The organism is Henriciella mobilis, assembly GCF_003576315.1.
GTDB lineage: Bacteria > Pseudomonadota > Alphaproteobacteria > Caulobacterales > Hyphomonadaceae > Henriciella > Henriciella mobilis.
Window position 1 is genome coordinate 612,965 of the sequence record NZ_QWFZ01000003.1, and the last position, 20,492, is coordinate 633,456.

Annotated in this window: 23 protein-coding genes and 1 tRNA gene; 11 read left to right on the forward strand and 13 right to left on the reverse strand. The window is 62.1% G+C overall.

Going from position 1 to position 20,492, the window contains the following annotated elements; genetic code table 11:
• Positions 1-4: 4 nt before the first annotated feature.
• The 7 genes from ruvB to D1227_RS03160 all read right to left on the reverse strand — a co-directional run bounded on the left by ruvB (position 5) and on the right by D1227_RS03160 (position 4,717).
• Positions 5-1,036, reverse strand: coding sequence for a Holliday junction branch migration DNA helicase RuvB (gene ruvB / locus D1227_RS03130; protein WP_119403730.1), 1,032 nt, complete (start codon positions 1,034-1,036; stop codon positions 5-7).
• Positions 1,033-1,656, reverse strand: a complete 624-nt coding sequence (ruvA, locus tag D1227_RS03135) for a Holliday junction branch migration protein RuvA (protein WP_199288299.1) — start codon at positions 1,654-1,656, stop codon at positions 1,033-1,035. Before ruvA ends, ruvB begins: the two co-directional genes overlap by 4 nt.
• On the reverse strand, positions 1,653-2,141 hold the full coding sequence (gene ruvC, locus D1227_RS03140) for a crossover junction endodeoxyribonuclease RuvC (protein ID WP_119404022.1): 489 nt from the start codon (positions 2,139-2,141) through the stop codon (positions 1,653-1,655). Before ruvC ends, ruvA begins: the two co-directional genes overlap by 4 nt.
• Before the next feature lie 87 nt (positions 2,142-2,228).
• Positions 2,229-2,930, reverse strand: coding sequence for a metallophosphoesterase family protein (locus tag D1227_RS03145; protein WP_158586554.1), 702 nt, complete (start codon positions 2,928-2,930; stop codon positions 2,229-2,231).
• 87 nt (positions 2,931-3,017) lie between these two features.
• Positions 3,018-3,092: transfer RNA gene (locus tag D1227_RS03150), tRNA-Gly, on the reverse strand.
• A gap of 131 nt (positions 3,093-3,223) precedes the next feature.
• Complete coding sequence (locus D1227_RS03155) at positions 3,224-3,961, reverse strand: DUF6065 family protein (protein WP_119403732.1); 738 nt, start codon at positions 3,959-3,961, stop codon at positions 3,224-3,226.
• A 3-nt stretch (positions 3,962-3,964) separates the two neighbouring features.
• Positions 3,965-4,717 carry a DUF695 domain-containing protein gene (locus D1227_RS03160; RefSeq protein ID WP_119403733.1) on the reverse strand — a complete coding sequence of 251 codons (753 nt, stop codon included), beginning with the start codon at positions 4,715-4,717 and terminating at the stop codon, positions 3,965-3,967.
• Between the two features lie 51 nt (positions 4,718-4,768).
• Between D1227_RS03160 and D1227_RS03165 the strand changes: the two genes are divergently transcribed.
• Positions 4,769-5,275 (forward strand): prolyl-tRNA synthetase associated domain-containing protein, encoded by a 507-nt coding sequence (locus D1227_RS03165; RefSeq protein ID WP_119403734.1) that lies wholly within the window; start codon positions 4,769-4,771, stop codon positions 5,273-5,275.
• On the opposite strand, the gene D1227_RS03170 is transcribed toward D1227_RS03165, so the two are convergent.
• Positions 5,276-5,650: a hypothetical protein gene (locus D1227_RS03170; RefSeq protein ID WP_119455209.1), complete on the reverse strand. Its 375-nt coding sequence runs from the start codon at positions 5,648-5,650 to the stop codon at positions 5,276-5,278.
• Between the two features lie 115 nt (positions 5,651-5,765).
• Here D1227_RS03170 and trxA point away from each other — a divergent pair, with 115 nt between their 5' ends.
• From trxA to D1227_RS03195, 5 genes are all read left to right on the forward strand, one after another.
• A complete protein-coding gene (gene trxA, locus D1227_RS03175; protein WP_119403736.1) occupies positions 5,766-6,665 on the forward strand; it encodes a thioredoxin in 900 nt (299 codons plus the stop codon).
• A gap of 128 nt (positions 6,666-6,793) precedes the next feature.
• On the forward strand, positions 6,794-7,444 hold the full coding sequence (locus D1227_RS03180) for an LON peptidase substrate-binding domain-containing protein (RefSeq protein ID WP_119403737.1): 651 nt from the start codon (positions 6,794-6,796) through the stop codon (positions 7,442-7,444).
• Positions 7,441-7,668, forward strand: coding sequence for a Trm112 family protein (locus tag D1227_RS03185; protein WP_119403738.1), 228 nt, complete (start codon positions 7,441-7,443; stop codon positions 7,666-7,668). Before D1227_RS03180 ends, D1227_RS03185 begins: the two co-directional genes overlap by 4 nt.
• A 5-nt stretch (positions 7,669-7,673) precedes the next feature.
• Complete coding sequence (locus D1227_RS03190) at positions 7,674-7,979, forward strand: gamma-butyrobetaine hydroxylase family protein (protein WP_119403739.1); 306 nt, start codon at positions 7,674-7,676, stop codon at positions 7,977-7,979.
• A 28-nt stretch (positions 7,980-8,007) separates the two neighbouring features.
• Positions 8,008-8,409 carry a hypothetical protein gene (locus D1227_RS03195; protein ID WP_119403740.1) on the forward strand — a complete coding sequence of 134 codons (402 nt, stop codon included), beginning with the start codon at positions 8,008-8,010 and terminating at the stop codon, positions 8,407-8,409.
• Here D1227_RS03195 and D1227_RS03200 read toward each other — a convergent pair whose 3' ends face one another.
• Positions 8,410-9,645, reverse strand: coding sequence for an FAD-dependent oxidoreductase (locus D1227_RS03200; RefSeq protein ID WP_119403741.1), 1,236 nt, complete (start codon positions 9,643-9,645; stop codon positions 8,410-8,412).
• Positions 9,646-9,834: 189 nt separating this feature from the next.
• Here D1227_RS03200 and amt point away from each other — a divergent pair, with 189 nt between their 5' ends.
• The 4 genes from amt to D1227_RS03220 all read left to right on the forward strand — a co-directional run bounded on the left by amt (position 9,835) and on the right by D1227_RS03220 (position 15,383).
• The gene (gene amt / locus D1227_RS03205) at positions 9,835-11,169 is read left to right on the forward strand and encodes an ammonium transporter (RefSeq protein ID WP_119403742.1); all 1,335 of its coding nucleotides are present in this window, start codon (positions 9,835-9,837) and stop codon (positions 11,167-11,169) included.
• A gap of 182 nt (positions 11,170-11,351) precedes the next feature.
• On the forward strand, positions 11,352-13,748 hold the full coding sequence (locus D1227_RS03210) for a DNA translocase FtsK (RefSeq protein WP_119404023.1): 2,397 nt from the start codon (positions 11,352-11,354) through the stop codon (positions 13,746-13,748).
• Between the two features lie 140 nt (positions 13,749-13,888).
• Positions 13,889-14,743: a LolA family protein gene (locus tag D1227_RS03215; RefSeq protein ID WP_233349427.1), complete on the forward strand. Its 855-nt coding sequence runs from the start codon at positions 13,889-13,891 to the stop codon at positions 14,741-14,743.
• A 202-nt stretch (positions 14,744-14,945) separates the two neighbouring features.
• Entirely contained in the window at positions 14,946-15,383 is a 438-nt protein-coding gene (locus D1227_RS03220; RefSeq protein ID WP_119403743.1) for an FKBP-type peptidyl-prolyl cis-trans isomerase, read from the forward strand.
• A 67-nt stretch (positions 15,384-15,450) separates the two neighbouring features.
• On the opposite strand, the gene msrA is transcribed toward D1227_RS03220, so the two are convergent.
• The gene (gene msrA, locus D1227_RS03225; RefSeq protein ID WP_119403744.1) at positions 15,451-16,107 is read right to left on the reverse strand and encodes a peptide-methionine (S)-S-oxide reductase MsrA; all 657 of its coding nucleotides are present in this window, start codon (positions 16,105-16,107) and stop codon (positions 15,451-15,453) included.
• Between the two features lie 95 nt (positions 16,108-16,202).
• A complete protein-coding gene (locus tag D1227_RS03230) occupies positions 16,203-16,955 on the reverse strand; it encodes a YebC/PmpR family DNA-binding transcriptional regulator (protein WP_119403745.1) in 753 nt (250 codons plus the stop codon).
• 157 nt (positions 16,956-17,112) lie between these two features.
• On the opposite strand from D1227_RS03230, the gene D1227_RS03235 reads away from it, so the two are divergent.
• Positions 17,113-17,943, forward strand: a complete 831-nt coding sequence (locus tag D1227_RS03235; protein WP_119403746.1) for an EAL domain-containing protein — start codon at positions 17,113-17,115, stop codon at positions 17,941-17,943.
• Here the strand turns inward: D1227_RS03235 and D1227_RS03240 are convergent, their stop codons facing one another.
• Together D1227_RS03240 and D1227_RS03245 are read right to left on the reverse strand one after the other, a co-directional pair.
• The gene (locus tag D1227_RS03240) at positions 17,944-18,768 is read right to left on the reverse strand and encodes a TIGR00282 family metallophosphoesterase (RefSeq protein WP_119403747.1); all 825 of its coding nucleotides are present in this window, start codon (positions 18,766-18,768) and stop codon (positions 17,944-17,946) included.
• An 86-nt stretch (positions 18,769-18,854) separates the two neighbouring features.
• Positions 18,855-20,441, reverse strand: coding sequence for a hypothetical protein (locus tag D1227_RS03245; RefSeq protein WP_119403748.1), 1,587 nt, complete (start codon positions 20,439-20,441; stop codon positions 18,855-18,857).
• Positions 20,442-20,492 lie beyond the last annotated feature (51 nt).

Genomic DNA, 20,492 nt, shown 5'->3' on the forward strand with positions numbered 1-20,492 from the left:
TCCCTTACTTCTCGGTGAAGAGCCCTGGCTGGCTCTTGATGTCCGGTGCGGAGAGGCCCATTCGCTCATAGGCAAGCGGGGCGGCGATGCGTCCGCGCGGCGTTCGTGCGACATAGCCCTTCTGCATGAGGAAGGGTTCTATCACGTCTTCCACGGCATCGCGCGCTTCAGACAGCGCGGCTGCCAGCGTATCGGCGCCAACTGGCCCGCCGGCATAGGTTTTCACCAGGGCGGCAAGGTAGCGCCGGTCCAGCGCGTCGAGGCCGTCTTCGTCGATCTCAAGGCGTGACAGGGCCCGGCCAGCCGCCGCCTTGTCGATCCGGGCGCCTTCGGCCTCGGCAAAGTCGCGGACCCGGCGCAGGAGGCGGATCGCGATCCGGGGTGTGCCGCGCGCCCGGCCTGCGATTTCCAGCGCCCCATCTTCCGACAGGTCGGCGCCCATCTTGCGTCCTGCGGCCATCAGGATGCGGGCAAGCTCCTTTGGCTCATAGAAGTTGAGCCGCATCGGAATGCCGAACCGGTCGCGCAGCGGATTGGCGAGCAGGCCCGCGCGGGTTGTCGCGCCGACAAGGGTAAAGGGGGCAAGGTCCAGCCGGACCGACCGCGCCGACGGCCCCTCCCCGATCACGATGTCGAGCGCATAGTCCTCCATGGCGGGATACAGGATCTCCTCCACGGCGGGCGGCAGGCGGTGGATCTCGTCAATGAAGAGGACGTCGTTTTCCTCGAGATTGGTAAGGATCGCGGCGAGGTCACCCGCCTTCGCGATCACCGGCCCGGAGGTGGACCGGAAGCCGACACCGAGTTCCTTCGACACGATCTGCGCAAGCGTCGTCTTGCCAAGGCCGGGCGGGCCGAACAGCAGGACATGGTCGAGCGCCTCACCGCGCCCACGCGCAGCCTCGACATAGACTTTCAGGTTCGACTTGATCGCTTCCTGACCGACATAGTCGGCGAAGCTCTGCGGGCGCAACGCGCGGTCGAGCGCATCGCCGGCCTGGCGTTCAGGATCGTTGAGGCTGCCTTCGCGGCTCACGGTGCCAGCTCCTTGAGGCTCGCCTTGATGAGGGCGCCGGTATCGGCGTCAGGCTTTTCGCGAATGGCCGTGGCGACGGCGCGGGCCGCATCGGACTGGGAATAGCCAAGATTGACCAGGGCCGAGATCGTTTCGCTGCGCGTGCCGGTCGCTATGGCGGCTTCGGGGGCTGCGCCATTGGCTTCGGTATGCGGGCGGAAAGCGCCGAAGCGGCCCATGGGCGGGGCCTTTCCGGCCAGTTCGCCGACAATGCGCTCGGCCAGCTTCTTGCCGACACCCTTGGCGCGCGTGATCGAGGCGGCGTCTCCCAGCGCGAGGGCGTCCTGCAGTTCGGCAGGCGACAGCGCGTCCATGATCGCCATGGCAGACTTGCCAGCCACGCCGGGTACATCCTGCAGGCGGACGAACCAGGCGCGCGCCTCGTCGGATTCAAAGGCAAAGAGGGTTATGGAGTTTTCGGTAACACGCGTCTCGATATGCAGCGTTGCTTCCTTGCCGGGCTGCAGCTTGCCAAGCAGCCGTCCACCGGCCAGCGCCACATAGCCAACGCCGTTGACATCGATCATCACGCTGTCGGTGCCGACCGTCGCGATCTCACCCCTCAACCGGCCGATGATCATGCCGCCCCCCGGGTTCGGGTCGTGACATGGTGGGCGGTGCAGATGGCGCAGGCGAGCGCGTCGGAGGCGTCAGAAGCCAGCTTTCCGGCGGTTGGCAGCAGCCGCGAAACCATGAAGGCAACCTGCGTCTTGTCCGCCCCACCCGTGCCGACCACGGCGAGCTTGATGGTGCGCGGGGAATATTCATGGACGGCAAGCCCGGCGCTGTGAAGCGCTGCCATCGCCGCGCCTCGGGCCTGGCCAAGCTTCAGCGCCGATCGGGGGTTCGCATTGACCAGTGTTTCCTCAACGCCCGCGCAGGTTGGCCAGTAGGCGTTGGCGAGGTCGGAGATCTCGCGGTGAATGCCGCCCAGCCGCGCCGCCAGTGACAGGTTCGGGTCGATCCGGATCACGCCATTGGCGATGTGGGAAAGCCTGGAGCCGGCCTGTTCGATCACGCCCCAGCCCGTATTGCGCAGGCCGGGGTCGATTCCGAGTATGCGAATGGCGTCTGTCATAGGCGAAGCTGAAACCCGGTTCGGTTAACACCGCCCAAATTTTCCGCATTTGTTCTCTGTGGCAAGAGCTGAGCGTCAGACGCAGAGGAACTCCACAGGTTCGCCGGGCGCAAAGATGCCGGCGCTCAGCTTGCCGCCATAGACCGCGCCGGTGTCGAGATTGAACCGGCGCGCCGGTTCGCCCGCGACCTTCGGCTCGAAATCCTGGGTGGGCGTATGGCCGTGCACGACGCGCCAGCCATCAAGGCCGCCTATATCCCAGCGGCTCGGGTCCATGAAGCGCGGCGAGCGCGTCCACATGTGGATGCGTTCCTCGCAATCGGGGAAGGTGCGCGGGTCGACGCCGGCATGGACGAAGGCGATCTTCGAATCCGCTTCCAGGTGTAACGTCGGCAGATTGCGCAGCCAGTCGAGGTCCGCCTCGGGCGGATCCGAAAAGCCGCGGCGCGCATAGCTCTCGATCGTCGCGTCACCGCCATTCATCAACCAGTGCAGGCGCTCATCGGAGCCCATGTCATAAGCATCGATCATCATCTGCTCATGATTGCCGCGCAGATTGACGATTCCGGCATCTGCGCGCTTCTCGAGATCACGCAGTATCTCGATGACACCAGCACTGTCGGGCCCCCGGTCGACATAGTCGCCGAGGTGGATGATTTTTATCGGACGGTCATCGCTGCGCGATGCGTGGCGGGTGAAGATCGCTTCATGCAACGCCATCAGGCGTTCAGCCTCACCATGCACATCGCCGATGGCATAAATGATGGCTTCAGTCATGATCACTCCTTCCGGCACAAAACATGTGGCGCCAACCTTAAAGGCGCAAGACAGGCGCATGTCGGCCGGTCGCGTGTGCAGAAAAACTGGAGCGGGCGATGAGATTCGAACTCACGACCCCAACCTTGGCAAGGTTGTGCTCTACCCCTGAGCTACGCCCGCATCCGATGGGGTAGCTGACCAGCACGTGCCGACCAGCGAGACCGCGGCTTTAAGCGCAAAAGCGGAGGGCTTGCAAGGGGGATTCGCACGCAAAGGTGCAATCGGTCTTCGTACGCCCCTGCCCTGCGGGCTCACACGTCCACGGGCGGCTTGAGGCGGCGCTTGGTCTGGTGCGCCTCGGCCTTGTCGCCCGTGACCTTCTGGCCCTTCATGTAATGGCGCTGCCAGCCGGCCTTCACCGTCTCGGAATCGAGCGCCTTGAGCTTTTCATTGAAGGTGCCGCGGCTGGTCTGCCAGGCATGATATTCCTTTTCCAGCTCCGGATTGGAGTGCAGCATCTTGCGCTCGGGCTGGATCTGCTCGGTCTTGCCATGCTCGAAGGGCATGATGAAGCAGAAGGGCTCGCCCTTCTTGAAGACGACTTCGCCGGGCCGGGTCATCTGCCAGTTCATGGTGAAGGGGAAGGGCAGCCAGTCTGTCTCGACGAGGCCCGTCAGCGGCGCGATGCCATCCTTCGGGAAGTTGGGCGGGCCGGACGCCCAGATGCCCCAGCCGGGCGGCGTGCGGAACAGGTGGCCGGTATGCATGGTCACAATGCCGCGCCGGAAGTGGCTGTCGGCAAAGGAGGGCAAGTAGCGCTGGTCGGCCTTGCGGGTGAACAGGTGCAGATTGTGCTCCATCGGCCCGCCATCCCAGACGATCTTGAGATCCATCGGGCAAAGGATTTCCCAGCCGGTGGAGTTTGCCATGGTCAGCGGCAGGCAGCGATACGGGTGACGGTCCGGGAAGGCATCCATCCATTCGCGCTGCGAGCGGCCGGGCACGATCTCCGGCGCGCGGTCATAGATCTTGTAGCAATCCAGGTGCATAAGTCAGGCCTCTTCATTACGTTCGACGCGCGTTTCCCAGCCATCATACCTGCCGCCATAATGAATGGCACTCCTGAGATGGCGCAGGGTGTGGCGGGTAATGTCTGACAGGCGCATCGAGCACTCATTATGGCTATGGACAAGCCACTCTCTTTTCAGGGGCGGGCCCAGCTTTTCGAACGCCGCGATTGAGTAACCGTCGCTCTCCAGCCGATCGCGAAACAATTGTGCTGTCGATTTGCTTCCAAAGTACGACCAGTGATCGACCCGTCGAACGATATCCTGATCGTCGCCATGCTCGGCCAATTGCTCCAGCACCAGCATATCTTTCAGTACGCGACGGCTTTCGACGTCGGGATAAAGATCGTCCCAGTACACGCTCTTCTTTGGGTCGGGAGAAATGAAAATGTCCGCGGTGTAGCCGGCCGCGTCCAGTACGCCCCGGATATCGGGCTCAACGTCAGGGGAATGGACTAGGCCGAGGATCCAGCGGATGCTGTTCGTGGTCACGCGGCCAAGCAGGATGCCGCCCCGGTCACCAACACGTTCCTTGATCCGGTCTTCCAGCTCATTCAGCGTGGGCGCTTCCTCGTTCGTCGTCAGGCCGTCGGGCCGGGGATCTTTGAGCTTCACCCGGATCTTCAACCCGAATGACTGTGGCAGGTCATCTACTTCGTCGGAGATTCCGTCATCAAACAGAATGAAAGCGGTGTGGCCCGCCATATCTGCACAATAAAGACCCCAATTGTCACTCATTCGCAGTGGCCCCTGCTTGACGGTCAAGCCCTGATTGCCTGAAACACCGCCATGACCGCAAGCCCTGACGACCTATTCGCCTTTCTTGATAAGCATGGCCTTCGCCATGAGACCCGCTGGCATGAGGCGACGTTTACGGTCGAGGAGGGGCGCGACCTGAAGGCCAGCATGCCGGGCGGGCATACCAAGAATTTGTTCATGAAGGACAAGGACGGGACCATCGTCCTTATCTCCGCGCATGCCGACAGCGAGCTGAAGCTCAACCAGCTGCACAAGCTGATCGGTACGCGGAGGCTTTCCTTTGCGAGTGCCGAGCTGATGGTGGAATGCCTTGGCGTGACGCCGGGCTCTGTTACCGCCTTCGCGCTGATGAACGACACAGGCAAGCGCGTGCGGTTCATCGTGGATGCGGCTTTGATGCGGTGCGATCCGCTGAATTTTCACCCGCTGGTGAACACAGCAACGACCGCCATCCCAAGAGAGGATTTCCGTAAATTCGTTGCCCTGACTGGCCATGAGATGACAGAAGTCGATTTTGCGTCGCTTGTGACCGGCTGATCAGGCCGACGGGTCCTCGCCAGAAAACACGCTGACCAGGCACGCCATGGCGAAGATGCCGCCGCCGGCCCCCAGCAGGATGAAGAGGCCGCGCTGCCAGGTCGCAAGGTCTTCGCCAGCGGCGCCCGTGAAGATGGCACCGGCCGCAACAAGTCCGGAGACGATGGCGAGGAGGAGGGCCTTGGCGCGCACGAAGAAAAGCGCGGCGAGCATCAGCGCGGCAAAAGCAATAAACCCCATGCCAAGTTCGCGGTGCCATGGGATCTCTTCTCGCAGCTCTGCCGGTCCAAACATCACGACGCCACCGACCGCCGCACCGCCAAGCGCGACAAGCAGGTACTTGATCCTGTCAAAGCCGGTGATCTTTGGGTCCATGCGGTACTTCATAGCACAGCCGCCGGACGAGGTGCTGCCCGAATGAACCCGCGATGTTGCGTTTTTCCGGGTCTGATCCCAAATTCGCGGCGACAAGTTCGAAAGGCGCTTTGCTATGGAAGACATCTCACTCGGCACACCGGGCGGTAACGTCAAGGACAGCACCGACCAGACCTTCATGACCGACGTCATCGAGGCCTCGAAAGAGGCGCCGGTGCTCGTTGATTTCTGGGCGCCGTGGTGCGGGCCGTGCAAATCGCTGACGCCGGTGCTTGAAAAGGTCGTGAACGACCAGCAGGGCAAGGTTAAGCTGGTCAAGATCAATATCGACGAAAACCCGCAGATCGCCGGCCAGCTGGGTGTGCGGTCCATTCCGGCCGTTTTTGCCTTCGACAAGGGCCGGCCGGTCGATGCCTTCCAGGGCGCCTTGCCGGAAGGCCAGCTGCGCGAATTCATCTCCAAGATTCTCGGCGGAACCGATCAGGGCCAGCAATTGCAGGCTGCCATCGAAGAGGCCGACAAGCTGCTTCAGGGCGGCGACGTTGCCCAGGCCGCCCAGTATTACGGCGCTGTCGTCGAAGCCGATCCGAAGAATGTTGCCGCGATCGCCGGCCTGGCGCGCTGCTACCTTGCCAATGGCGATGCCGAACGCGCCGCGCAGATTCTCGACATGGCTGGCCCGGACAAGCAGTCTGATCCGGCGATCAAGGGCGTGCGCACGGCCATTGAGTTGAGCGCCGATGCACCAAAGGATGACGAACTCGACGCATTGATCGACAAGGTCACAGAAGACCGTTCGAACCATGCGCTGCGCTTCGAGCTCGCTGAAGCGCTGATCGCGCGTGGCAAGCACAAGGAAGCGGCCGACCACCTGCTGAAAATCCTGGCCGACGATCTCGCCTGGGAAGACGGCAAGGCGAAAGCAAAGCTGCTTGAGCTGTTCGAAGCTGCGGGGCCGAAATCGCCTGCAACGATTGAGGGCCGCCGGCGTTTGTCTTCCCTGATGTTCGCCTGACGGCTGGGCGGGGCCTGAAAGCTTCGCCCTCGCTGAAACAGTGCAGCGAATTAGCGGCGCAGCCCTCGACTTTCAGACATTTCGCGCCACCATGGGGGAAGGGGCTGTTGTCAGGAGGACCCGTTCCAATGACCAGACACGGCTACAGAAAGGCAGCAGACCTTCCGGATACGCTGCCAGTGTTTCCTCTCGCCGGTGCGCTGGTCTTCCCGCGGTGGTCCCTGCCGCTGAACATATTCGAGCCGCGCTATCTCAACATGATTGATGATGCGATGTCGGGGCATCGGCTGATCGGCATGATCCAGCCGGCGGGCGGCAGCAAGCAGGCGCCGCACCTTGCACGAGTAGGCTGTGCGGGCCGCGTCACCTCCTATTCCGAAACCGAAGACGGGCGCTACCTGATCAACCTGTCGGGCATTTGCCGGTTCAGCGTGGTCGAGGAACTCGACGTTACCACGCCCTATCGTCAGGTCCGCGCGGACTGGAGCCGGTTTGCCGCCGATCTGAGCGAACCGGAGCCGACCTGCCTGCCGGACCGGGCACACCTGGCTGAAGCGCTCAAGAAATATGTGGCTGTAAATGAGATGGAGGTGGACTGGGACGCCGTCGAGACCGCGCCGCTGGAGACGCTGGTCAATGCGCTGGCGGCGGGCTGCCCATTCTCGCCCATGGAAAAGCAGGCCCTGCTTGAGGCGTCTGACCTGTGCGGGCGTTGCGATGCGCTCATCGCCTTGCTTGACATGGACATCTCGGGCGACGATTCATCGACCCTGCAATGAACGAGACAAATTCACCCGAACCTGAGGCGCCCACAGAGGACGCTGGCGCGAAGACCGACCCGCGCCTGCTGGAAATGCTGGTGTGCCCGGTGACCCGCGCGCCCCTCACCTATGACCGGGCAAAGCAGGAGCTTGTCTCGTCGAAAGCCAAGCTCGCCTTTCCGATCCGCGACGGCCTGCCGATCATGCTCGAAAGTGAAGCGCGCGCCTTGGACGAGGATTAGTCGCGATGACCGTCATGCCATGGCCGACAGAGCTGAAGTTCCGCCGCGGAGCCGGTGTCCTGTCAGTGACGTTCGAGGACGACGCGACGTTCGACATCCCTTTCAAGAAATTGCGTGAGCAGAGCCCGTCAGCCGAAGTGCGCGGGCATGGCGCCGGGCCGCGTCCGCCGCAGCCGCCCTTAGCCGATGATATCAGCGTGACCAAGGCCGATCCGGTCGGGCGCTATGCCGTACGGATCCATTTCTCTGATGGGCATTCGAGCGGGCTCTACACATGGAAGTACCTGCGCGAGCTGGGCGAGGCCGCCTGACTGGCAAGACCGCAAGAGGGGACGCGACATGGCCGAAGAAGAAAAGAGCGTCGACTTTGGCAAGCTGCGATCCCTGATGCTGCTGGCCGTGATCGTCGGCGCTACGGTCCTCATCGTGTCGCTCTGGCAGCTCGGACAATTCCAGGCATTCGAGATCGGCTGGACGGTCATGGCCGTCGCTTTCGGTGCGATTGCCTGGGCCGCGGTCTTCTATTTCGGGTGCCTCATCGCGGAAGGGTCCCTGACCAGCTACATCATCAGCGACGATACAGAGATCAAAGGTCAGAATGTCGAGATGGTCACCAGGACCCGGTCCAGCGGCGATCCGCGCCTCGACGCCTGGATCGAGAAATTCGTCTTCGCCCGTAACACGTTCGGCCTGGCGGTCATCCCGCTGCTGATCCTCGGCGGGCTTTTCCTGTGGGGCTGATCAGGCCGCATCGAGCGGCTGCATCAGGCTTGGAAGCCCTTCAAATGAGGCGCTTGCGATGCCGGCCAGCCGCTTGCGGACCGGCGCGATCCGCTCAGCCGCCAGCATGCCGAGACTCCTGACCGGCTTGGTCAGCATCGAGTCATTGGAGAAAAGCCGGTCGATGACATCCATGCCGAGTGCGGCGGTGTTTGCGCCGAAGCGCCGCGACGCCTGGTAAGCCGACAGCGTCTGCTCCGATCCGATATCAAGTCCGGCCCGGTCGGCATCCATAATGGCATCATAGAGCGCGGCGATATCGCGAAAGCCCTGGTTCAGCCCCTGCCCGGCCAGCGGGTTGATCCGGCGCACGGCATCGCCCACCAGGGCCACGCGCGTGTCCACCATATGCTCGGCGATCTTCAGGATCAGGGGATAGGAGCCCATCGGTCCGTATATCTTCATCTCGCCAGCAAAGTCGGCAAAGCGGTGATTGAGCTCGGCCTCTACGGCCTCCGGCGTCATCTTTGCCAGCGCCTCGGCGGCCCCGCGCTTCATATACCAGGCGAGATTGGCGCGATCGCCGCGCAGGGGCAGCGTCGCGAACGGGCCCTCCGGTGTGAAAAGCTGTCGTGCGATCCCGTCATGCGGGCGCGACAGGGTGACGTTCGCGGCGAAGACCGACTTCTGGTAGTCGCGCCCTTCGGTCTGAATTCCAGCCGCCTCGCGGACGGGTGAGTTAACCCCGTCGGCGCCGATGAGAAGCCGCGCATGGATCGTCTCGCCCGAGTCCAGGGTGACGGTGACACCGCCCGGACCGGCCTCATAGCCGACGAAACGGGCGGGCGCGAGCAGGGTAAGGCCCTCCTGCTCGGCCATGGCGGCATCAAGAGCTGCCTGAAGGACGGGCGCTTCCACCATGTGTCCCAGCGTTTCGCCGTCTTCGCGGTCTGGCAGGTCCTCGTCGTCGAAAAGGACATGCGGCTGGCCGAACCAGTGGGTCCCGCCATCGGTGGCTTCCAGGCCATGAAGCGGCTGGGTCTGTCCTTCAAGCACAGGGGCAATGCCGATCCGCTTCAGCAGGCGCCAACTCCCTGTCACCACGGCATAATTACGGGTGTCCGCCGGGCGTTTGCCTTTCGGGTCGCGGGCATCGACGACCAGGGTCTCGAACCCCGCCTTTGCAAGGGCAAGCGCGAGCGATGCCCCGGCGGGGCCAGCACCAATTATAAGGACTTCTGTCTCTTTCGCGCTCATGGCTCCGGTTCTTAGCAGACCCGGTAAACGGGTCCAGAGTTGACGCCGAAACGGGCGTTTGGGTCGCAGGGTGCCCGAATTTTGGTCACTCGAACGACCGCTATATGACGCCAGCTTAATGTCACTGGTCGATGCCGGGGCAGGTCCGTTTAGTTGGCCCACGTCATACCAACCAATTGGGAGAAGGGCATGAGTAGTTTGGTTAAGGGCATAAAGCGGGGCATGGCGTTGGTGCCGCTCGCTGCCTTCGGGGCGCTAGGGGCGTCCGCGCAGGAAGCGTCCGAAGTAAGCGCATATGTAGACAATAGTTATCTGTTCCTGATCGGCGGTCTCATCGTCATGTTCATGGCGGCGGGTTTCTGTATGCTCGAGGCAGGCCTCGTGCGGAAGAAGAACGCGGCCATGCAGTCCATGAAGAATGTGGCCCTGTTTTCGGTCGCCGGTATCATGTTCTGGCTTGTCGGCTACAACATGGCCTATCCGGGCGCCACGATTGCCGGCGGCTGGTTCGGTGTTCCGAGCTTTATCTGGTCGCCTGCTGACGACCTTGGAACGGGCTATGCGTCCGCGTCAGACTGGTTCTTCCAGATGGTGTTCGTCGCGACGGCCGCCTCCATCGTTTCCGGTACGGTCGCAGAGCGCGTGAAACTCTGGCCGTTCCTGATCTTCACGGCATTCCTGACCGCGTTCATCTATCCGATCGTGGCGTCCTGGGAGTGGGGCGGCGGTGCGCTCGATGCACAGTTCGCATTCTCTGACTTTGCCGGTTCGACCCTCGTGCACTCCACGGGCGGCTGGGCAGCTCTCGTCGGTGCCATCATCATCGGCCCGCGCGTCGGCAAGTTCGTCAACGGTGAAGTCCACCCGATGCCGGGTTCGAACATCCCGCTGGCCGCGCTGGGTACGTTTATCCTGTGGTTCGGCTGGTTCGGGTTCAACGGCGCCTCGCAGCTTGCTGCCGGCACGTTCGATGACATCAATGCTGTTGCCATCATCTTCGCCAACACGAACATGGCTGCCTGTGGCGGTGTGCTCGCCGCGATGATCCTGACGGCAATCCTCTACAAGGGCAAAGTCGATGCGACGATGGCCTTCAATGGTGCCATCGGTGGTCTGGTGTCCATCACGGCTGAGCCGCTGATGCCGTCCATGGGTCTGTCCATCCTGATCGGTGCGATCGGTGGTGTGCTGGTCGTCCTCACGGTTCCGCTGCTCGACAAGCTGAAAATCGACGACGTCGTCGGCGCCATCCCGGCTCACCTTGTGTGCGGTATCTGGGGCACGATGATCGTTCCGCTGTCGCATGGCGGTGGCTTCGGCATCGACACCACCGATGCCGCAACGCCGAGCTATCTCGGTCAGTTCATCGGCGTCCTGGCTTGCGGCATCTTCGTGTCGATTGCCTCGGCGGTCGTGTGGATGGCTCTGAAAGTTACCATCGGCGTCCGCCCGAGCGAGGAAGAAGAACTCGCCGGCATGGACAAGTCCGAAGTTGGTCTCGAGGCCTATCCGGAATTCGGATAACGCCTCCACGGGTTCGCTTCTTCTCGGGAAGCGTTTCCTCCCAGACCTCCCCGGCCAGGCAACTGGCCGGGGATTTTTTTTTGAGTCTTTTTGCGGCCTCAAGCCTGCCGCGTTTGCGCGGTGTTAAGAGCATCCGGGCAATTTGTCCGAAAATCTCATCTATCAGGATGGTGGACAGCGACATGGCTAATTCGATTGCAGAACGCGAGCGCGTACGCGAAGCGACTGACCCCGTCTGGCGGATTCTCACGGGAACGGCGGCCTTTGGCATCGGCGTTTTCCTGTGCGGCAGCGTCGGCACCTATGAATCTACGGACCCCAGCTGGAATGCGGCGACCGGCATGGAGGTGCAGAACCTCTTCGGCGGGACAGGGGCGATCCTCGCCGACCTTGCCCTGCAGGTGCTCGGCTTCGCGGCCTGGATGGCAGGCCTTGCCCTGATGGTCGGCGGCGCGATGCGTGCGGTCCTGATCGGTGCGCCGCGCATCCGGCGCTGGGCCTATGGCGTCCTGTTCATCCCGGTCCTTGCCGGTGCACTGGCATCCTTCCCGGTTCCTGCCTCCTGGCCGCTCTGGTCCGGGCTTGGCGGCGTCGTCGGCGACTGGATCTATGACGTGGCGGTGGTGCCCTTCAAGGCCCTGCTCCTGCCCTTCCCGTCTGTCCTGGCCGGCTTCTTCCTTGGCGTCTTCGCGGCTTTCCTGGCCTTCAGTGCCCTTGGTTTCCGGCGCGGCGATGCCCGCCTGCTACAAAGCGCGGCGACCAGTTCCGGCGGACGGATGCTGCGCCGGTTCGGTGGCCTCGGCCGGTCGATGTTTGGCGGTCTCGCCCGGCGCGGTAAGCAGGACGAGGACGATTATGCCCCGAGTATCCAGGGCAAGGCGGAGACACCCTCGAAGCGCAAAACCATCGAGCCTGAGCTGGATGACGATTATGCGGATGAGGACCTGCTGGACGACGATGAGGACGCATTGCCGAGTGCAGTCACCCGTCCGAAGCTGACACCGGCGAAGAGCCCGGCGCCCGAGCCCGAGCGCCCGTCCATCCGCAAGAAGTCCCGCCGCGGCGCGAAAATCCTGCCTTCGATCGACCTGTTGCAGCTGCCAGCGGAGCGCCGTGCGGCGGTTGATGAGGACGGCCTGCTCGCCCAGGCCAACCGCCTGTCGGAAGTGCTGCGCGAGTTTGGCGTGCGCGGGCGGATCAAGGAAGTCCGCCCCGGCCCGGTTGTCACCCTGTTCGAGCTGGAGCCGGCGGCCGGGGTGAAATCGGCCCGCGTGATCTCTCTCGCCGACGACATTGCCCGTTCAATGAGTGCTGTGTCGGCGCGCGTGGCTGTCATTCCGGGCAAGAATGCCATCGGTATCGAACTGCCGAATGAGGAACGCGAAACGGTCTATTTCCGCTCGCTGCTTTCGGCTGGCGCCTATACGAATTCGAAAGCCTCGCTTCCGATGGCGCTTGGTGAGGATATTGGCGGCACGCCCACCGTGGTTGATCTGGCAAAGATGCCTCACCTCCTGATCGCGGGTACGACCGGTTCGGGTAAATCGGTCGGCGTGAACGCGATGATCCTGTCGCTGATCTACCGCCTGACGCCCGAGCAGTGCCGTTTCATCATGATCGACCCGAAAATGCTGGAACTCTCCATCTATGAGGGCATCCCGCACCTGCTGGCGCCGGTTGTGACCGATCCGAAGAAGGCTGTCTGCGCCCTGCAATGGGCGGTGCGCGAGATGGAAAGCCGCTATGAGCTGATGTCGAAGGCCGGCGTGCGGAACCTTGCCGGCTTCAACGAGAAGGCTGCGAAGTACCGAGAGCGCGGTGAGCATATGACCCGCAAGGTCCAGACCGGCTATGACGACCGCGGCAAGCCGATCCACGAGACGGAGATGCTCCCGCTCGATCATATCCCGAACATTGTTGTCGTGATCGACGAGATGGCCGACCTGATGATGGTCGCGGGCAAGGAGATCGAAGGCTGCATCCAGCGCCTGGCGCAGATGGCGCGGGCCGCCGGTATTCACCTCATCACCGCCACGCAGCGCCCGTCGGTGGACGTCATCACGGGTACGATCAAGGCGAACTTCCCGACCCGGATCTCCTACATGGTCACGACCAAGATCGACTCGCGTACCATCCTTGGCGAGCAGGGCGCGGAACAGCTGCTCGGCATGGGCGACCTGCTCTACCAGGCGGCCGGCGTGAAGACCAAGCGCCTGCACGGTCCGTTTGTTTCCGATGAGGAAGTCGAGACCGTCGTGAACTGGCTGAAGGAGCAGGGCGAACCGGACTACAACACCGAAATCCTCGAAGAGCCCGAGGAAGGCGGCACCGGCAGTGCGATCATGGATGCGATGCTCGGCGTGTCGACGGGTGATGGCGACGATGACCTCTACGCGCAGGCGATGGCGATCGTCATCCGGGACAAGCGCGCTTCGACCTCCTACCTGCAGCGGCGGCTCAAGGTCGGCTACAACAAGGCGGCCACGCTCATCGAGCGGTTGGAGGAAGAAGGCGTGATTTCCGCGCCCAACCATGCCGGCAAGCGCGAGATCCTGGCGAGGGACAATCCGTCCGACTGACTGGAATGGCCAGGGCCGGGCGCAACCGGTCAGCCAGAATCTGAACGCGGCACAACGAATCGCGGCGGAAATACCTTTTTTCGGCCCTGTTTTCTGTGGGGTGCGTTGATTATCTCAGCGTGCCAATACAGGAGGACGATATGACGTCTTTGCTGACACCTTTTGCCGCCGTCATCATGATGAGTGGCGTACCCCTCGCCTTCGAGGTGGACCCGGCTTTTCTCATGCCGGTTGCCTCGCCTGTCGTGATTCACAGCGCGCAGGCCGCACCGGTGCAGACCCAGCAGCCGTCGGGCAATGATGCCGAGGCTGACGAAGCTGAAGCCGAAACACCGGCCCCGATCACTTTCGAGAACGATCAGCCGGAACCCGAAGAATCCTCACAACCGAACGAGACCATGGAAAAGGTCATTCCGCCTGCGCCTGCCAGCAATGGCAGTCTCACCGGCGCGGAACGCCAGGCCATTCTCGACAAGGCCGCCAGTGCGCTCGCCGCAGCCAAGACTGCGAAGGGGCGTTTCGTCCAGGTCTCACCCGATGGCAGCGTGACGCGCGGTGACTTCGCCCTGCGCCGTCCCGGCCGGATGCGGTTTGACTATGACGATCCGACACCGATCCTCATCGTTGCCGACGGCACGACCGTCGCGATGGAAGACAGCGAGCTTGAGACCGTTGACCGGGTTCCGCTGGCCTCGACCCCGCTCGGCCTGATCTTGGATGACGAGCTTGATTTCCAGACCGATGCACGGGTCATCGATGTAAGAAGCCGCAACAACCAGGTGGCCATCACCCTGGAAAGCCGGTCAGATGAGGCCGAAGGACAGCTGACGCTCTATTTCGACAGCGAGACCTATGCGCTGCTGAGCTGGAATGCGCTGGATGCGAACCGCCAGACGACGCTTGTCCGTCTTGATGACGTGAAGACCAATGTGCGCCTCGATCCGCGGCTCTTCATTCTTGAAGACCCGGCGGATGAAGAGGAAGACGAGCGGTAGACCGTCTGTCCAATGAGTCCGGGCTGGCGCCGCCTTGTTGTCGGGGGGGGGGGCGGCCCAGCCCCGGGGGCTCCGGATGGGGTGTGAATTTGACAGTCAGGGCCTGGGTTGCGACCAATACTGATCGCAGGCGCCCGCATTCGCGCCGGTGCGTCGTCCCTGGCGCGCCTGACCTTGTCACTCCAGATAGGAATTCATCACCATGCAAGCCGCAAAAACGGGCGACACCGTCCTTATCGATTACACCGTTAAAACCTCCGATGGACGGGTCGTCGGGCAGACCGAAGAAAACGCGCCTGTCGCCGTTACCATTGGCAGCGCCGAAATATTCCCGGAAGTCGAAACCGCACTGGACGGAATGGAAGTCGGCGGTGAGCGTTCGGTCACCATAAGTGCTGACAACGCCTTCGGCCCACGCCGCGAAGAAATGGTCATCGACATCCCGCGTGCGCAGTTGCCGCAAGACAATACGCCCCAACCCGGCATGACGCTGGCCGCCCAACAGCAGGATGGCTCCACGCTGAACCTGACGATCGTCGCGGTGAATGACGAGACGGTCACGGCCGACGGCAACCATCCCCTGGCCGGTGAAGACCTGCATTTCGGGCTGAAACTGGTCGAGATCAAACCAGCCGCCTGAAACAGAATAAAAAGACCCCGCGCATCCAACTTGCGCGGGGTTTCTTTGTTGATGGCGTCGATCGGACCTAGTTGATCGCGGCGTCTTCGCCCCAGAGCTTTTTCAGGCGTTCGTCACGCCCGCAGCCCTCGCGGTAGAATTTGTAGCGGATCGGATTGGTCCGGTAATAGTTCTGGTGAAAGCTTTCGGCCGGCCAGAATTCACTCGCATCGAGCACCTTGGTGACAACGGGGCCCGGCAGCTGGCCCGATTGGGTGATCATCTCGATCTCGGTCTCGGCAACGCTGCGCTCGCGCTCGCTGCTGACGAAGACCGCCGTGCGGTAGCTTGAGCCCTTGTCGCAGAACTGGCCGCGCGGATCGGTCGGGTCGATGGTCCGGAAATAGTATTCGACCAGCTCCTCATAGCTGACCTGCTGCGGGTTGTAGCTGATCTTCACCGCCTCATAGTGTCCGGTGTCGCCGCGCGTGACCTGCTTGTAGGTGGGCTCCTCGACCGTGCCGCCCGTATAGCCGGAAATGGTCGAAATCACGCCATCGACCTTGTCGAAGTCGGCCTCGGTGCACCAGAAACAGCCGCCAGCGAAGATCGCGGTTTCAAGACGCGTTTCCTCGCTGGGCACATCGGTTGCGGACTGATCGGCGACGGCGCTCCATACGAATCCGGTAGTGGCCGCTGCGACTCCGGCAACAATGGCTATGTAGAAGGATTGCGATCGGGTCATCGGATCCAGCGCCCCTGTTTACTAAACTCCCGCTCTATATGGCACAAATTGTACCAGTTTGGAGGGCAGAGGTGCGCTGGCTCACGCAAAGGTGTTCAGCTCGAGAGCCTTTCAACTTCGGCTTCAGAAAGCTCCGAATTGTCGTAAACATTCTGCACGTCATCGAGCTCGTCGAGCACATCCAGCAGCTTCATCAGCGTATCGGCCTGGTCGCCCTCGACCGAAACCATGTTCTGCGGCTTCCAGATCAGCTTGGTCGACTTGGCTTCAACCTCGCCGAATTTACCTTCCAGCGTCGAGGCGACGTCCATCAGGTCTTCTCGTTCAGTATAGATCCAGTGGCCGCTTTCGTCGCTTTCGACATCGGTCGCGCCCGCCTCGATGGCCGCTTCCATGACTTCCATCTCGTCACCGGCTTCCGGGGGATACTCGATTTCACCGACCTGTTCGAAGCCGAATGAGACAGAGCCCGTCTCGCCGAGATTGCCGCCATTCTTGGAGAAGGCAGCGCGGATCTCGCTCGCGGCCCGGTTCTTGTTGTCGGTCGAGGCCTCGACGATGATGCCGACGCCGCCCGGCCCGAAGCCTTCATAACGAATGTCGAAATATTCCTCGCCGGCGCCGCCCTGGCCCTTGTCGACGGCGCGCTTGATATTGTCCTTCGGCATGGACTGGCCGCGCGCATTGTTAATGGCGAGCCGGAGACGTGGATTGGCGTCCGGGTCAGGTCCGCCAAGCTTGGAGGCAATCGTGATTTCCTTCGACAGGCGCGCGAAGAGCGCCGCGCGCTTCTTGTCCTGGGCACCTTTACGGTGCTGGATGTTGGCCCACTTTGAATGTCCAGCCATGTGAAGTTCTTCTCCTGGAGGGCTTGGTTCAGAGGTGCCGCCGATCTAACCGAGGCAGCGTTATAATAAAAGATATCGATGCAGACTGACAGTTTCTGCAAGGAAGATGTTAATTCGAGCCTGCGAAAAACGCCCTGTGACGCATTAGGGAAATCTTATGAACCTTGCCCGGCTGACCCAGCGCATTTTCGAGCTCGATGGCGGACACCGGGCCTTCGATTTCGGCTTGTTCGAGATACGCTCCGCGTTCCAGCCGATCTACGCGATCAATAACAATGCCGGCATGCTTTATGGGGTCGAGGCGCTGGCCAGGCCAATCTTCAAGGGCAAGCCGATCGAGCCGATGGACTTCTTCTCGCGCCTGTCCTCGCGCGACCGTTTCGTGGCTGACTGGGCCTGCCTGTGCCTGCATATCGCCAATACGGCAGCCTGGCAGCTCGGCAATACCAGCCTGTTCGTGAATCTTAATCCCGGCTCTTGCGACTATCTCGACCAGATGCTGACCGGGCTGGACCAATATGCCGACCTCGTGCGCGAGCAAGGCGTCCAGCCTGCAAAAGTGGTTTTCGAAATCACCGAGGAAGAGGGCGGCGACAAGGATGCGCTAATCCGGATCACCGAGAAGCTGCGAGATCTCGGCTTCCAGATCGCCATCGATGATTTTGGGGTCGGCAGTTCCGACCTTTTGCGCGTCGTCGACATCAAGCCGGATATTGTAAAAATCGATGCCGGCTGGTTCCGGCACATGATGGAAGGCGACGACACGCGCCGCTTTGCCCATCAGATCATCCTGAAGCTGCATGAAATCCGCGCCCACCTTCTGTTTGAAGGCGTCGAGACCCCGCGCGAGCTTCACTGGGCGCGCGAATGCGCCGGTTCACTGATCCAGGGCGGGCTGTTCGGCAAGGCGACGCATATGGGAGAAGCCACGCGCGCTTCAAAAGTGGCCGTTCCGGACACCCGCCACCCCGAAAAGCAGAGCGCCTGACTAGACTTGCGGCACTGAGGCGGCAAGCCGTCCGCCCATGCGAAGAGGTTCGATCCGCAGGGCGAGGCCGGTGCGATCATCGGTTTCCACAAACACGCCGCAAAGCGTGCCCTCGCCCAGTGCGGGCGCATAGCGGTCGCCAGGCAGCTGGGTGGCAAAGCGGCTGATGGAATTGTCCTTTTTCATGCCGATCACGCTGTCATAATCCCCGCACATGCCGGCATCGGTCTGGTAGGCCGTGCCATTCTCAAGGATCATGAGGTCCGCCGTCGGCACATGCGTATGGCTGCCGACAACGAGGCTGGCGCGTCCATCGCAATAATGGCCCATCGCCATCTTTTCGCTGGTGGCTTCGCAGTGCATGTCCACGATCAATGCATCGACGGCCACGCCGAGCGGCATGGAATCGAGTGCGCGATCGGCATGGTGGAAGGCATTCTCCAGCTGCTGGCGCATGAAAACATTGCCCTGGAGCTGCACCACGCCGACGCGCCGGCCGTCATCAAGAACGAAGACATGGGCCCCCTTGCCCGGCGCCTCTGCCGCATCGGGATAATTGATCGGGCGCAGCAGGCGCGGCTCGCGCTGGATATAGGTCATCGCCTCGCGCTGGTCCCAGGCATGATCGCCGAGGGTCAGGCAATCGGCCCCAGCCTGGAAAAAGTCCATGGCGATGGTTTCCGTCAGGCCGAAGCCGCCTGCGGCGTTCTCGGCGTTCACCACGACGAAGTCGAGCGATAGATCCCGCCGCAGGCCCGGCAGGTAGTCAAGGACGGCGGCGCGGCCGGGCTTGCCGACCACATCTCCAAAAAAAGCGAGTCTCATGCGGCTGATATGCGCCGCATCTGTACAAATGAAAAGGCGCGCCGGTGTGTTTGCCGGCGCGCCTTCAATCAGGGTCTGGGGTCGGCTTACTTCTTGTGTGTCGCCGAGAAGCCCAGATAGTCCTTGGTCAGCATGCTGGGATCTTCCATCGCCGCCAGGGTTTCAGCCGACAGCGGCTCTTCCGGGTTCAGCTTGATCGTCAGCGTGCCCGGATCGCTGATGAAGGCCGACACAGCCTGCGAAAGCTCGCTGACCATGGCCATGTCCACACCGGAGCCTTGGGCCATCATCGGTGCCATCTGGGCCATCTGGGCAACCTGCTGACGCATCTGCTCGGGATCCTGGCCGGACTGGGCCGCCGTCGCATTGAAGATGCGGTTCATCAGGCTGTTGTCCTTGATGGACAGTTCGAAGTCGTAGAAGTCGAGTTCGCTGATCGCGTTCTGGAAGGCCATCGGGTCGGGCTCTGCGCCTTCAGCCAGGGCGTCGAAGTCGAGTGAACTGGCGGCGGCCTTGCTGTAAGCGGCATAACCGCCAAGCTTGGCGCCGAAGGAGAATTTCGCGCCGTCGACCAGCTCGAAATAGTTGTCCTTCGCGTCCATCTCGACGATGTCGCTTTCCGGATCATAATCGGCGACGCTTGCGCCTTTGATCTCGACGCTTTCATAACCGACCATGCTGAGACCCTGGGCCAGGCCCGCACCGGCTTCGCCGCCATCGGGGTCAGCGTCCAGCGTCATAGAGAACGGCTTGGTCACGAACTTGACCGGCTTGCCATCGCTGTTGCGCTCAACGGAAGCATCCATCGACGGCATCTTGAAAGTTGCCCCGGCGGCTTCCAGCGAGAAGTTGTTCAGCGTGATCTTGTCGTAACCCGGTTCCATCGGATTTTCGTACATCTTGCTCATGACGGCAGAGGCCAGTTCGTCCTCATTGCCCATGTTCTGCTGGACGACTTCGAGGATGCCGAGATCAAGATTCGCCAGGGATACGCTGTCGAGGCTCATCTTGACCGGGACTTCTTCGCCGCCTTCGTCGGCCATGAAGTCGAATGAAAGGCCTGACAGGACGGCCTTCTTGGCCTTCTGGTCAACCAGGTCGCGAACCTCGAAGTTCGCGATCGAGAAGGTGCCTTCGCCATCTTCATCGGAGAAGGCGGCCGAGACGTCGCTGATCGACCAGGACGCAAAGCCGAGCATGTCGGCCGATGGGAAAGGCGCAGGTTCGCCAGCCCCGAAGCTCGAGGACAGCCATGCGGCCAGCTCCGGTGTCGGGTTCAGCACTTCGATCTTGGCGACCTTGACGCTGCCGGTGTCGTCTTCCGGGTCAGCGATGCTGATGCCGTTCAGAGTCATCCGCGAGAAGGAGGCCTTGTCGTCGACCATGTCGAGACCTTCAAACTCGAGCGAGCTGGCGGTCACGGCGGCGTCTTCATCGCCGGTAATCGTGACGTCTGAAAAGGTTGCTTTCGCGCCATCGACAGACTTGCTGCCATACTGGACGATACCGTCGCCGGAGTTTGACAGAGACATTGCCGTAATGACGGCATCCGCCTCAGCCGGGTCACCGGCACGTAGCGAAATCTCGCCAAGCGGTTCCTCGCCCGGCTCTGTCGTCTTGTTGCAGCCGGTCAGCACCGCGACTGCGGCGACACCGCAAAGAAGATATTTCATGAGTTGGGTTCCCCTAGAGTGTATCCATTGGCTAGAATCTATAGCGCCGTG